This is a genomic window from Bacillus sp. Root920, from assembly GCF_001429445.1.
Taxonomy (GTDB): Bacteria; Bacillota; Bacilli; order Bacillales; family Bacillaceae; genus Bacillus; species Bacillus safensis.
Genome location: NZ_LMJV01000001.1, coordinates 1,202,044 through 1,215,978, shown reverse-complemented (window position 1 = coordinate 1,215,978; position 13,935 = coordinate 1,202,044). Strand labels below are relative to the sequence as shown.

The 13,935-nt window shown below is 39.5% G+C and carries 12 protein-coding genes; 6 read left to right on the top strand and 6 right to left on the bottom strand.

Going from position 1 to position 13,935, the window contains the following annotated elements; translation table 11 throughout:
- Window positions 1-70: 70 nt before the first annotated feature.
- A complete protein-coding gene (locus ASE42_RS05835) occupies window positions 71-1,453 on the bottom strand; it encodes a hemolysin family protein (protein WP_025093319.1) in 1,383 nt (460 codons plus the stop codon).
- Window positions 1,454-1,790: 337 nt separating this feature from the next.
- On the opposite strand from ASE42_RS05835, the gene ASE42_RS18505 reads away from it, so the two are divergent.
- The gene (locus ASE42_RS18505; RefSeq protein WP_034667702.1) at window positions 1,791-2,231 is read left to right on the top strand and encodes a MerR family transcriptional regulator; all 441 of its coding nucleotides are present in this window, start codon (window positions 1,791-1,793) and stop codon (window positions 2,229-2,231) included.
- A 58-nt stretch (window positions 2,232-2,289) separates the two neighbouring features.
- Window positions 2,290-3,621 (top strand): hemolysin family protein, encoded by a 1,332-nt coding sequence (locus ASE42_RS05825; protein WP_024426590.1) that lies wholly within the window; start codon window positions 2,290-2,292, stop codon window positions 3,619-3,621.
- A gap of 199 nt (window positions 3,622-3,820) precedes the next feature.
- Here the strand turns inward: ASE42_RS05825 and ASE42_RS05820 are convergent, their stop codons facing one another.
- Window positions 3,821-4,423, bottom strand: coding sequence for a lysophospholipid acyltransferase family protein (locus ASE42_RS05820; RefSeq protein WP_024425286.1), 603 nt, complete (start codon window positions 4,421-4,423; stop codon window positions 3,821-3,823).
- Window positions 4,424-4,794: 371 nt separating this feature from the next.
- Here ASE42_RS05820 and ASE42_RS05815 point away from each other — a divergent pair, with 371 nt between their 5' ends.
- From ASE42_RS05815 to ASE42_RS05805, 3 genes are read left to right on the top strand one after another with little or no spacing between them, the layout of a single operon-like run.
- On the top strand, window positions 4,795-5,286 hold the full coding sequence (locus tag ASE42_RS05815) for a sigma-70 family RNA polymerase sigma factor (RefSeq protein ID WP_024425287.1): 492 nt from the start codon (window positions 4,795-4,797) through the stop codon (window positions 5,284-5,286).
- Window positions 5,279-6,337 (top strand): anti-sigma factor, encoded by a 1,059-nt coding sequence (locus ASE42_RS05810; protein WP_056766041.1) that lies wholly within the window; start codon window positions 5,279-5,281, stop codon window positions 6,335-6,337. Before ASE42_RS05815 ends, ASE42_RS05810 begins: the two co-directional genes overlap by 8 nt.
- A complete protein-coding gene (locus tag ASE42_RS05805; protein ID WP_024425288.1) occupies window positions 6,325-6,615 on the top strand; it encodes a hypothetical protein in 291 nt (96 codons plus the stop codon). The genes ASE42_RS05810 and ASE42_RS05805 overlap by 13 nt, the downstream gene beginning before the upstream one ends.
- A 64-nt stretch (window positions 6,616-6,679) precedes the next feature.
- Here the strand turns inward: ASE42_RS05805 and ASE42_RS05800 are convergent, their stop codons facing one another.
- Window positions 6,680-8,080, bottom strand: coding sequence for an amino acid permease (locus ASE42_RS05800; protein WP_024425289.1), 1,401 nt, complete (start codon window positions 8,078-8,080; stop codon window positions 6,680-6,682).
- A gap of 452 nt (window positions 8,081-8,532) precedes the next feature.
- Window positions 8,533-9,363 carry a C40 family peptidase gene (locus ASE42_RS05795; RefSeq protein ID WP_024426592.1) on the bottom strand — a complete coding sequence of 277 codons (831 nt, stop codon included), beginning with the start codon at window positions 9,361-9,363 and terminating at the stop codon, window positions 8,533-8,535.
- Between the two features lie 353 nt (window positions 9,364-9,716).
- Between ASE42_RS05795 and ASE42_RS05790 the strand changes: the two genes are divergently transcribed.
- Window positions 9,717-11,081, top strand: coding sequence for an alkaline phosphatase (locus ASE42_RS05790; RefSeq protein WP_056766039.1), 1,365 nt, complete (start codon window positions 9,717-9,719; stop codon window positions 11,079-11,081).
- Between the two features lie 46 nt (window positions 11,082-11,127).
- Here ASE42_RS05790 and ASE42_RS05785 read toward each other — a convergent pair whose 3' ends face one another.
- Both ASE42_RS05785 and ASE42_RS05780 read right to left on the bottom strand, forming a co-directional pair.
- Window positions 11,128-12,549 (bottom strand): SpoVR family protein, encoded by a 1,422-nt coding sequence (locus ASE42_RS05785; RefSeq protein WP_370880851.1) that lies wholly within the window; start codon window positions 12,547-12,549, stop codon window positions 11,128-11,130.
- A gap of 67 nt (window positions 12,550-12,616) precedes the next feature.
- Window positions 12,617-13,816: a globin domain-containing protein gene (locus ASE42_RS05780; protein ID WP_056766037.1), complete on the bottom strand. Its 1,200-nt coding sequence runs from the start codon at window positions 13,814-13,816 to the stop codon at window positions 12,617-12,619.
- Window positions 13,817-13,935: the final 119 nt, after the last annotated feature.

The following is a 13,935-nucleotide window of genomic DNA, read 5'->3' as shown; positions in this document are numbered from 1 at the left end:
CGTTTGTTCTCATTATATGCCGAACATACATTCGTTCGAAAGAGACTAAATACCTAAAAAAACCTTGAGCTTATTTTTCGCTCAAGGTCATTTCGTTTACTAGCAGCGGCTCCTTTATATCAAGCCCAGTGCGTGCACTGCCTTTTTCTGCCGATGTGACGCCTTTTTTCAAATCAATCTTTTTAACGTAGCGTCCATCCATTTCCAGCACTTTCATTCGAATATCATCAAGATAGACGGATTGTCCTTCTCTGATATCAATATTCTCTTTTAAGATGAGTCCGCCGATTGTATCAATTTCCTCATCATGATAAGAGATCTCGATCAAATCTTGAACTTCATCTAATCTCACTTTGCCATCTAAAACATAATGATGATCGGCTCTTTTTTGAATCACTGGCTGTTCATCTTCATCGAATTCATCTCGAATATCTCCGACAATCTCTTCTAAAATATCCTCCGTTGTGACAAGTCCAGACGTTCCGCCATATTCGTCAGTTAAGATCGCCATATGCATTCTATCACGCTGCATCTTGACAAGAAGCTCTTGAATAGGAATCGTGTCGATAACCTCAATCACTGGATATATATAATCTTGAATTTTCAGTTGATCTTTTTCACCTTGATACACAAGATCTGCAAAGAGCTGCTTTTTGTTCAGCATGCCGATGACATGGTCTTTATCTCCTGAAAACACAGGGAAACGTGTATACTTTTCCTGCGTCATGATGGCGAGGATATCATCTAACGGCATATCTTCTGGAATCGCACAAATTTCTCGCCGCGGTACCATGATCTCTCTGGCAATTCGATTATCGAAATCGAAAATCTTGTTCATATAATTATATTCTGATGGGTTGATTTCCCCATTTTTTAAGCTCTCAGATAATAAAATCTTCAGTTCCTCTTCAGAATGGGAATGTTCTTTTTCAGACCCCATATCGATGCCCATCATTTTAGTTAGCAGACGTGCTGACCCGTTTAACACATAAATGAAAGGGAACATAAGGATATAAAATGCATGCAGCGGGCCTGACAGCCATAGTGTCATTTTTTCCGCCTTTTGAATGGCAAGCGTTTTTGGTGCAAGCTCACCTACAACTACATGCAAAAAGGTAATAATAGAGAACGCAAGTGTTGCTGAGATCAGGCTGATTGCTGAATCAGGAATGTTTGTCAAACCAAAACCTCGAACCAAAAGTTCTTTCACAGCCGGCTTACCAATCCACCCTAAACCAAGGGATGTCACTGTAATACCGAGCTGACAGGCTGACAAATATTCATCTAGCCTTGATGTCACCTTTTTCGCCATGATGGCCTTTTTGGACCCTTCGGCAACAAGCTGATTAATTCTTGAACTTCTCACCTTTACTATGGCAAATTCAGATGCAACAAAGAAAGCTGTTAAAGCAATCAAAACACCGACTATACTCAGATTAACAATATCGTCCATTTAACCTTGCTCTTTCTTAGAAGAACAAGGAGTCACCTCCTGATTGATGATGTTATGTTTTGCAAAACGGTTAACTGATTAAATAAGACTACATTGAGGGCCCCACTTAACCACCTCCGGTTCACGTAAAATTCCGCCTCTCTACATATATATGAAACGGTATTCATTTTATCTTACCATAAATAATCTGAAAATTCCTGTATCATCATGCTGTTTTTGACATGACTGACTAAATTGAGGGAAATCCTCCTCTGTTTCTTCTTATTGGCAGGAAATATGAACAATTAACTTGTGTTTCAGACTAGAATTATATTAAACTATTTTCATAAACTATAACGTGACGGTTAGGAGGAGATGTTCAGATGGGGCTGAGAAAAAGTATCGTATTGGTGAACTAGCACAGATTGCACAGGTGACGAAACGAACTGTAGATTATTATACAAATCTAGGTTTGCTTGCGCCTGTTAGATCTTGCTCAAATTATCGTTATTACGATGAATATGCTTTAAAACGATTACAATTAATCGTTCTTTGCAAACAGCAGAGATTGGCTCTTTCTGACATCAAATCCAGATTAGATGAACAATTCCCTTCTCAAAAGGAAGATCATGATGAACTTGTCCATTTAACCTCTGATATCGATCGGATGAATGAGCATATGGACCGCATTTTGGCACGTTGTAAGCAGCTTCAGCCAGAACAACGTGAAAAACTAAAAGAGCAGCTTACTCCTGAAAAAATGACGGCTGTCCAATCATTTTTACTGCTGTTAAGTTAAAATTTTTACTAAACAGGAGGTGTTACCTTCGTTCTCAAAGTCAGAACGAAGGCCTTAATTGGACATAGTTAATTTACTCATAGTTGCTTTACTTATAGCTTTAACCGCGTTTTTCGTTGCATCAGAGTTTGCGATCATTCGCTTAAGAAGCTCAAGAATTGATCAGTTAATCGCAGAAGGTAATAAAACAGCAGTTGCTGTCAAGCATGTAACGACTCACCTTGATGAGTACCTATCAGCCTGTCAGCTTGGTATTACCATTACCGCCCTTGGTATTGGTTGGTTAGGGGAAGAAACAATTGCGCATATGCTTGCGCCGCTCTTTGCAGAGTTGTCCATTCCTCAATCAGCTAGTTCTATTGTCACTTTTATTATTGCGTTTAGTATCATGACGTTTTTACACGTTGTCGTTGGAGAACTTGCACCGAAAACACTCGCCATTCAAAAGGCTGAGCAAGTATCCCTTCTTTTTGCTAGACCACTGATGATCTTTTACAAAGTGATGTTCCCGTTCATTTGGGTATTAAATGGATCTGCTCGTTTGTTAACGAAAGCGTTCGGTCTTCAGCAAGTATCTGAGCATGACATGGCGCACTCTGAGGAAGAATTGCGGATTATTTTATCAGAGAGCTATAAGAGCGGCGAGATTAACCAGTCTGAATTCAAATATGTAAATAAAATTTTCGAATTTGATGACCGTCTGGCGAAAGAAATTATGATTCCTCGTACCGAAGTTGTCAGCTTCCCGTATGATATTACCATTGAGGAAATGCTGAAGGTAACAAAGGTAGAGAAATATACACGTTATCCAATTGAAGATGGCGACAAAGACAACATTATCGGTGTTCTTAACATTAAAGAGGTTCTCACTGCCTGCATTAGCGGAGAGTGCTCTACAAGCGATACGATCGAAAAGTTTGTAAATCCGATTATTCATGTGATTGAAACGGTTCCTGTTCATGATTTACTGCTCAAAATGCAGCGTGAACGTGTACACATGGCCATTTTATCAGATGAATATGGCGGTACAGCAGGTCTTGTGACCGTTGAAGACATCCTTGAAGAAATCGTTGGTGAAATTCGTGATGAGTTCGACATTGATGAAATCAACGAAGTGCGTAAACTTGGAGAAGACCATTACATCTTTGATGGCAAGGTTCTTGTTGATCAAGTCAACCTGCTATTAGGTACACAGCTTGATAATGAAGAGGTCGACACAATCGGCGGCTGGTTCCTTACTCAGAAATATGAAGTAGAGAAAAATGACGCCATTCGTGAACAAGGCTATGAATTTATTATTAATGAAGTCGATGGACACCATGTGGCATACATCGAAGTAAAAAAGTTAAATGAACAATTATTAGAAGCAGCTGAAGAAGGCGCTTCGTAACAAAAAACGCCCACTTGCTTAAGCAAGTGGGCGTTTCACATTGTGGACAAAGGGCTAAAAYCTTTGAAGTCTAGGAAGGACGAGTACCGGAGCGGAGCGAATTGAGCATTCGTGAGCACCGGCACGCAGGACTGACACCGAATGCGAGGGTTTGTCTACACGCTGAAACGACCCTTGCCTAAGCAAGCGGTCGTTTTTCTTATGCCTTTTCCATTAATTGAGCTTCTAGCTCTTTGATTCTTGTGTTTAATACTTCTGTCATGGCACCTAATCTTTCTTTTGGCGGCAGATGGTCAAATTCAGACAGCTCAATCGGTTCACCGATGATTAAGCGCATTTTCCCTTTTTTGAAAAGACTTTTCGCATTTGAAGGTCCTTTGTATGCGGCTGGAACAATTGGCGCTTTACCGAGCTGCGCAATGGTAACCGCCCCTCTTTTTAGAGGAACATCCTCTGTTGTACGTGTTCCGCTTGGAAAAATCCCAACGATCTTTCCCTCTTTTAATAATTTAATGGGCGTTTTAATACTGCTTGGCCCAGGATTCTCTCGATCAACAGGAAAGGCATGAATCTTTTTTAAAAATCCACCGATCCATTTATTTGCAAACAATTCTTTTTTCGCCATGTAGTGGATCTCAAACGGAAGAATTCCTGCGCCTAATGCAAGAACATCCACAAAACCCTCATGTGTACAAGCAATGACAAAACCCCGATCAGTTGGCAGATTCTCTTTTTGATATACTTTGATTCCACCTCGGAGACCAAATAATAGTTTGACGGTATAGCCTGAAAATTTATACATAGTGCACTTCCTTTGTTTGAAGAATGAAGGATTTGTCTCTATTATAACAAATTTTTTATTACCTGGTACTAAAAATTTGTACACAGTCCTATCCTCCCTATTTTTTTCGTTTAAAAATGAACGTTCTGTCTGTATTCAAGCACAAGGTTTTAGGGGAGAATAGAATAGGAATTGTGTCCAATTTTGTCGTTTTTCGATGTTTTTTCCTGATTTGTTCTATTGAAAATACTTTATAAATGATGCAAATTTCGCTATGATAAGGAGAAATGATTTTGATTCGGCGAAAGAAATGAGTAATGTACGGTAATGAGAAGTTTCGTGCAACTTTATGCCTTTCTTATGCGTGTATAACATAGAGGGGAGAAAAATCAGTGACGATCGATGAAATTTATCAAATGTATATGAACGATGTTTACAGGTTTCTGCTCTCCATGACAAAAGACAAACATTTGGCAGAAGACTTATTGCAGGAAACCTTTATGCGTGCGTATATACATATTCATTCCTACGACCATAGCAAAGTGAAACCTTGGTTATTTCAGGTGGCACGAAATGCTTTTATTGATTATGTCAGGAAACATAAAAAAGAAGTGACCATATCGGATGACCTCATTGGCGGTCTTTTACAAACGTCTGTACAAAGCCCTGCTGAACAGGTTGAAATAAAGGAAGTCCTCACCATGTATTTAGAGCAGCTTCCAGATAACTACAAGGAAGCGTTGACATTGTATTATTTAAAAGAACTAAATTACAAGGAAGCATCCAAGGTCATGAATATTACTGAAGCAAATTTCAAAAGTGTTTTATTTCGTGCAAGGCAGCGCCTAAAAGCACTTTACAACAGAGGTGTTAATGATGAATGAAGAGTTTAACAAGCGATGGGAACAATATAATAATGGTGAGATGAATGAGGAAGAAATGATAGCGTTTGAGGAAGAGCTTGAAGAAAACGAAAAACGCTTAAGCCAGGAACTGAGCGACTCGGATTGGACAGATTTTTCCATCAGTCCTGAGAAGCAAAAAGCCATTTTACAATACGGAAAAAGAAAGTCATATTTACGTATTTCCGTACTTGCTGTCATATCGACACTCATTATTTTACCGCTTTGTACATTAGGAAGTTATTTATATTACGGCGTTGGTGGAGCCGAGAGCAAAGGCAATCACTTCATGGAAACAGCCGCTGTCACCGTCGCTTTGACCAAACCAAACGTGGCCATTGATATGAAGGATTTAAAAGGTCAGGTCAAGCTTTTTGGGATGAACACCGAATTGAAGCTGCAAAAGCAAATTGGCAATAAAACAGAAGCCATTGGCAGTGAACAAATCGAGATGTTTTTCGATAAATTAAAGCAGCCTACTATCTCTTATTATGGTGACAGCGCACGCGAAACGGAGGGTTTCTTTACCCATCCTTCGGCGCAGGCAGATGCCTCAAAAAAACAAACACTCACTACGTTAGACAAGCTTCCTGAAGGAACAGTAAGTGAAGTGTATGTATCCTATGATAGAGCTTACACACCAAAGGATATTTATTCCTTTGCTAAAAAATACGATATGAAAGTGCTGTGGAATGCGATTAAAACAGAGGATTCATTAAGTGGAAATCAGCGGCCAATCGGCTTTCCTGGGAAGGACTCTGAATTTTTAAAAGAGCTTCAGCACACATCAAAAACTGAGGTAGATCAATTCAAAGATGCCCTTGCTTATGTTAATCAGCACCCGACATGGGCAACAACGATCTCTGGCAGACCTGATCTTGATCTGTCTAATCGTATACGCTATATCGATCAAAATGGCGTCACCGTTTATGGCTCTGTGGTCACTGGACCTTCTAAAGAAATTGAGAAATTTGTAAAGACAAAACGCATTAAAACGGCAAAAGTGAGCGAGGTGGAATTATGGAATTGGTAAGAATTTTTAAAGAGCATAATGTATTTGGCTGGATTTCTGTCGGCACAGCGATATTATCCCTGCTCATGCTAAACCTCGCCATTATCAGCAACGTGACATTTTATTCTTTTCAAATGCTTCCTTTTGCAATGGCCGCAGTTCCATTTGGCATTATTGAACTGTTCATTAAAAAAGGCCGTACGGGTCCAGGTTTCCTCGGTGTCGTACTGAATATCTTTGTCATTGTTTGTGTCTATGCCATCGTATCAATCGATGTCGATCTTCAGTTAGGTTTTTAATCAGCATTCAAAAGCAAAAGCCCGTGTTACTTGACTAATGCCAAGCAGCACGGGCTTTTTTCATTTACTTTTTATTCAATTCTGAATGCTTTCTTGAATATAAGAAATACACAACCAGCCCAATGGCAAGCCAGATTAAGAAACGAACAAAGGTGATTGCACCAAGCTTATAAATGAGCAATCCGCAAGATAGAATAGCTAAGATCGGAATAAGCGGAACTGCTGGGCATCTGAAAGCTCGTGGTAAGTCCGGCTGCGTTTTTCTCATCACAATGACCGCCACTGAAATCAAAATAAATGCTGAAAGTGTCCCGATGTTCACTAGGCTTGCCAGCTCATCAAGTGGAATAAATCCACCCATTAATGCTGACAATGTACCGAAGAACAGTGTATTGATGTAAGGAGTTTTATGCTTTGGGTGAACTTTTGATAATACCTTTGGCACCAAGCCATCACGAGACATAGCAAACATCACGCGTGTCTGGCCGTACAGCATGACAAGCATTACGGTTGTCATCCCTAGAATCGCTCCGACATCCACAATACCAGCCACCCAGTTTTGTCCGGCTACTTGTAAAACGAGAGACACTGGATGTGATACTCCTTCAAAATTCATGAAAGGAACGATGCCCGTCATAATCGCACTGACAACGACATAAAGCAGTGTACAAATCAATAAGGAAGTAATAATCCCTCTAGGCAGGTTGCGTGATGGATTTTTTGTCTCCTCTGCCGCAGAAGCAACTGCATCAAACCCGATAAATGCAAAGAATACGAGGGCTGCTGCACTTAAAACCCCTGATGTCCCAAATGGAACAAATGGTGTCCAGTTTTCAGGTTTTACATATTTCACAGCGACTAAAATAAAGAGCAGAATCACAGCAATTTTCATAATAACCATGATGTTATTGACTCGTTTTGATTCTTTAATACCAAAGTACAGCAGGAAGGTGATGACCATTAAAATAATAAATGCTGGAAGATTAAAATATGTCACTTGCCCCTTTAAACCACCTGGTGCTGCTGTTAACTCAACTGGTATATGAATCCCTATCCCATTTAAAAAAGACACAAAATAGCCTGACCAGCCCGCTGAAACGGCACTAGCGGCCAGCATATATTCTAATATTAAATCCCATCCAATGATGAATGCTAGAAATTCCCCCATTGATGCGTACGTAAATGTATACACAGACCCTGATACAGGCACTGTGGAAGCAAATTCCGCATATGACAGTGCTGCAAACAAACAAGCAAGACCTGCGATGACAAATGATAGAACAAGTCCTGGCCCCGCAGTGACGGCTCCTGTACCTGTTAGAACAAATATCCCTGTCCCGATAATGGCTCCAATGCCCAGCATGGTTAAATCAAATGAACCCAATTCCTTTTTTAATGCTTTTTCCCCTTGTGTTGCCGCAATGAGCTCTGAAATGCTCTTTTTTCTAAACAATGAATTGCTCATACCATCACTCCCAAAACTTAGTATCGGTCTAAAGACGCCACATTCATATAATTCACAATATTTTCTGAATATTTAGATTAAATTTAGCGCAATAAATTGGTGGCGTAAAATTATTATATATGAAAATTAAAAAATGAAAACACTTTTTTTAAAAATAGAGTGAAAATTCTTATATATCAACGAAAATATTGTCAATAAAACGGTTAGATTTTCTTCAATCCTTATTCAATTGATAGTTTGCCTCCCTCTATCTATTATACAACATGGAAGATTATATTTTTTTCATATACTTATTATTCAACAAAAATAAGACCCTTTTTTTAAAAGCGGGTCCACAATTATGTTATTTTAAAGCCTTTAGACTGATAGTGATCTATGAGAAAAAGACCAGTTCTGCGGCGTAAATGATATATGAAAAAAGAGACTGCTTCATAGCAGTCTCTTAAAATGAATTAGTTTACAAATGTTTTCGCTCCAAGATAAATAGGCTTCCAATAGCTTGATGTCATATCACTGATCGTTACACCGTCAGAAGCAGCATGGATAAACTTATTGTTCCCAAGGTAGACACCCATGTGAGATGGACCCGATTTATACGTTGTAAAGAAGACAAAATCTCCAGCCTTTGGTTTGGATACACTTTTCATCGATCCCCAGAAACCTTCAGTTGTTTGTCTTGAAATCTTTTTTTGTTTGTTAATGATATACCACATAAATCCGCTGCAATCAAAGCCCTTCGGTGTCGTTCCACCCCATCTATATGGAGTACCGTTTTGCGCTTTAGCATCTGCTATAAGCTTAGACGTGTTTAAGGAAGAAGTAGAGACTGTTTTTTCTTTCACAGGTTTCGTCTTTACTTTAGACGTCTTTTTCACCTTTAGCTTTTGCCCGATTTTAATGAGGTCTGTTTTAAGTTTATTTAACGATTTCAACTCTTTCACAGTCATCCCATATTTTTTGCCAATCTTAGATAATGTATCACCTTTGACAACTTTATGAGTGGCAGTTGCTGAAGCCGTTTTTACTTTTGTTGTTGTTTTTGATGTCTTCACTGCTTTTTTCGAAGAAGTGCCATTCACTTTTAAGGTTTGTCCAACATAAATCACGTTAGATTTCAGCTTATTGTCTGATTTAATTTTGCTCACGCTTGTTTTGTATCTTTTCGCTAGAACAGAAAGAGAGTCACCTTTTTGAACTTTTACTGATTGTGCTGAGGCAGCTCCGGCAAATAATGTCGTCCCAAGTAGAACTGCACTTGCAGCTGTGATCAATTGTTTTTTCATTTGTTCCTCCTGTATGTATCTATCTGATCCGAATTTTTATCTACTCCCTATTATAAGGATCAAATACCAGAAGAAATAGTCTTGACTTCCTACGACATTATGCTTATTAATTCGGCAAAATTTATTTTTTTTTAGGGTTCTTTTTATTTCATTTTTATTACACAATCATGACAAAATAATCGCATCTTGTCATGGATAAATGATACATTCATTTCTCTTTTTGGTTCATTCTATGTAAAGTGGACCTTTACAATTTTAAAGTGAACTTTACGGTGCTGTAAAAAGGAATCCACACTTCTGCTCTACCATTGTAAACGTAAGAGCGATACATAAACAATGAGGAGGCAAAATGAATGAGTGTGTTGAAAAGCTCGAAAACGAAAATCACTGCAGTGGCAGCAGCATCTGTGCTATCGATTGGCATTTTTTCAGGGATTGAATTTGGACAAGCTGACAAAGCTGAGGCTAAAAAGAAGCCGAAAAATGACGTGCAAAATGTGATTGTGCTGATTGGAGATGGCATGGGAACACCTTATCTTTCAACTTACCGCTCATTTAAACACAACGGTGACCTTTCAAAGCAAACAGCGTTTGACCCTTACCTCACTGGCATGCACAAAACATACCCTGACGACTCTAAAAATAACATTACCGATTCAGCAGCAGCTGGTACAGCCATGGCAACTGGTAAAAAGACATACAACAATGCCATTGGTGTAAACAAAAACGGCAAAAAACTAAAAACCGTTTTAGAAGAAGCCAAACGAAAAGGAAAATCGACGGGTCTTGTCGTGACATCTGAATTAACAAATGCTACGCCTGCTGCGTATGCCGCTCACGATGTGTCTAGGAAAAACACTGCAGCCATCGCTGATGACTTCTTCGATGAGAAAATCGGAAAACAGCATACAGTCGATGTCATGCTGGGCGGAGGACTTGTCGACTTTGTCCGAAAGGATCGTGATCTGACGAAGGAATTCAGACAAGCCGGTTATGATTATGTCACCAATAAAGCCGCCTTACAAAAAAACAAAAATGAAAAAGTGTTAGGCATTTTTGCCGATGGAGGTCTCGATAAAGCCATTGATCGTGATCAAACGACCCCTTCCCTGCAAGACATGACATCCTCAGCCATCAAACAGCTGTCTAAAAACAAAAAAGGATTTTTCCTTATGGTCGAAGGCAGTCAAATTGACTGGGCTGGACATGATCATGATATTGTCAGTGCGATGAGTGAAATGAAGGATTTTGAAAAAGCATTTGAAGAAGCGATTCGTTTTGCGAAAAAGGATAAAAACACGTTAGTCATCACGACCGCGGATCATTCAACTGGCGGACTTTCCTTCGGAGCAGACGGTTCAGGGAGCTGGGATTACAAACCGGTAAAAGCAGCGAAAAAAACGCCTGACTTTATCGCAAACAAAATTGTCAGCGGCATGCCTGTCGAGTCAGCCCTGAAACAATATATCAATCTTGATTTCACAAAAGAAGAAATAGCATCTATTCAAAAGGCCGCTGAAACAAAGGATACTGTTAAAATTGATGATGCGATTGAAGAAGTGATCAATACAAGATCCCATACAGGCTGGACAACATCTGGCCATACCGGTGATGAAGTTCCATTCTTTGCGTATGGCCCAACAAGCCAGCAGCTAAAAGGTCTAATGGAAAATACCGATCAAGCAAAACACATTTTCAAACTGCTGAAAAACCAATAAAATGGACAAAAAAGATGTCTGCTAAGAGACATCTTTTTTGTCTTTTTCATGCAAGATATTTCCTATGAACCCCTTTTCCATCATAAGAAAACATCACTTCTTTTCCTTCAAGAACGGACTCGATATGCACACTTCTTCCCCACAGCTGATATAAATACGGAAGGACTTTTTCTAAGTATTTCAGATCAAGTTCAATGCCTTCATACCAATGCTTGATATAAAGTTCGTTATTTTTTAAATAGTCGCCATCGATCACGGTCAAATACGGAAAGCCGCCATTCACTCTCATACTGACTAACTGATCACGAACCGCCTTCCATTCTTTATCAATGACTTTATAGTCTCTCCCCTGCTTTTGAAACAAGTACAAATCTTCTCTCATCACAAGGTCTTTCGTTAAGTAGTTTCGAATAAAGGAAATATCTGACTCAATTTCTCTGACTTCAAACATTTTACTGCGGCCAGATCCTTCTGTGACCCCTGCTTTTTTTAATTCTTCACACGGGTTGTTATAGCGCTCTTCGATATCTTCAAAAATCTTCAGCCCTAAATAGTAAGGATTGATGCCTGTTTTAGATGGCTGCACCACACCTGCATTTAATTTCGCAAACTCTATCGATTCACTTGAATCCAAATCAAGCTCCCGCATAATCCGCTGGTGCCAATACGATGCCCAGCCTTCATTCATAATCTTTGTTTCCAGCTGCGGCCAAAAATAGAGCATTTCTTCTCTCAGCATGGTAAGGACATCCCGCTGCCACGGCTCCAGCTCGCGGGAATGCGCCTCAATAAAGAGTAAAAGATCCTTTTCCGGCTTTGGGGGAAACTGCTTAACGGTTTTCTTTTTCTCACGCGTTTTCGGCTCATCCATTCCCCACAAATCATCATATGGCGTTTGACGTTTTGGTTTATCATCTTCACTTTCTTCATCGTCCATATTCCAGCTTAATTTTGATCGAACAAGAGACGGATCAATATGCTCTTGGATAGCCAATACGGCATCTAAAAAGGACTCGACTTCTTTTGTTCCATGGATATGCTCATATTCTTTGATCCGCTCTGCCGCTGCTGACATACTTTCGACCATATCTCGTTTTGTGTTTTGGAAACGGCAATTATTTTTGAAGAAATCACAGTGTGCCAATACATGAGCCACAATTAATTTATTTTGAACAAGCGTATTGTTATCAAGTAGAAAGGCGTAGCAAGGATTTGAATTGATGACAAGTTCATAAATTTTACTTAACCCTAAATCATAATGAAGCTTCATTTTATGAAATTGCTTCCCAAAGCTCCAGTGGCTGAATCGTGTTGGCATTCCATATGCACCGAACGTATAAATAATTTCCGCGGGACAGATTTCATACCTCATCGGATAAAAATCTAGACCAAATCCTTCTGCAATCTCTGTAATTTCATCAATCGCTCTTTGTAAAAGACGTTTTTCAGATACGCTCAAGGAAACCATCCCTCCTCATCGGACTTATCCCTACTATATGAGCGTATGTAAAAAAACATGATGTTCCGCCAATCGTTTAGACGACTTCTATTTCTTTCGTGGATTGCCCGCCGAATGATTCGAAATGAATATGTTGTGCTGGAATTCCCAGCTCTTTTAGAAGATGAATGATCTCCTGTGTAAACACCGGGGAACCGCATAGATAAAATTGGCCTTTCCCTTCTCCAATCACCGATTGAAGAAATGGACGGTCAATGCGGGAAGCCGCTTTCTCAACAAGTTCACCCTTTCCAGACTGCGCAAATTGTTCGTTACATAGGATGATGCGTCCATAGGAAGCTGAAGCTAGAACGCGTTCAAACTCATTTTCAAAAGCGTTTACATCCTCTAATCGATCTGCATGAATCATCGTGAATATCTGGCTGTTTTGTGCGGCAGTTTTCACTAAACCAATCATTGGTGTAACACCAGACCCAGCACTGATGAAATAAACAGGCTCTTTTATGTCATCTTGCAAACAGAACATTCCCTGCGGCATACTCACTTGAAGAACGTCCCCTTCTTCCATTTCATCATGCAAAAATGTAGACACATGACCGTCACGCTTCACCGTAATACGGTAATAAGATGGATGATGCTCGTCTGATAAGCTGTATTGTCTGCTGCACATATAGGCTTCTCCTGGCATATCTGCCTGAACCGTAATGTATTGGCCTGCTTTATACATTGGCAGCTCTGATTCATCTTCTGGTACTAAATAAAATGAGATAAGCGAAGGAGATTCTTGCTTCTTTTTCTTAATCACAAACGGCTTCACATCTGCCCATCCGCCTGTCTGTTTCACATTTTCATCCATCATTTCTGCTTCTATGGTCATGAAAATATTCGCAATGATGTCATATGCAGCTTTCCAAGCTAATAAAGTGGCATCTTCTTCTCTTAAGCCAAACACCTCTTTCATCGCTTCAATCAGGTGATATCCGACAATTGGGTATTGTTCTTTTTTGACCATGACACTGACATGCTTATGGGCAATTTGTTTGACCGCAGGAAGTAATTCCTCTAACCGTTCAATGTGCAGTGCAGCTTGATATAGTGTCGCAGCAAGTGCCTCTGGCTGACTTCCGTTCATCAGATTTGTTTTATTAAATTGATTGAGCAGCTCCGGGTGCTGGCGAATCATATTTTGATAAAAAACAGTGACAAGTTTGGTTCCCTCGGCTTTTAGAAGAGGAGCTGATTGCTTTATTGCATTCATTTGATCTTTAGATAACATCGTCATTCCTTCTTTCAAAAGAAGTATTTTAAATACATCTTTATCGTAATAGATGACAGTCTCTAAAAGCAATATTTATAATACATGTTTTAAATGTTGTCACATTTTACACTTTCTCG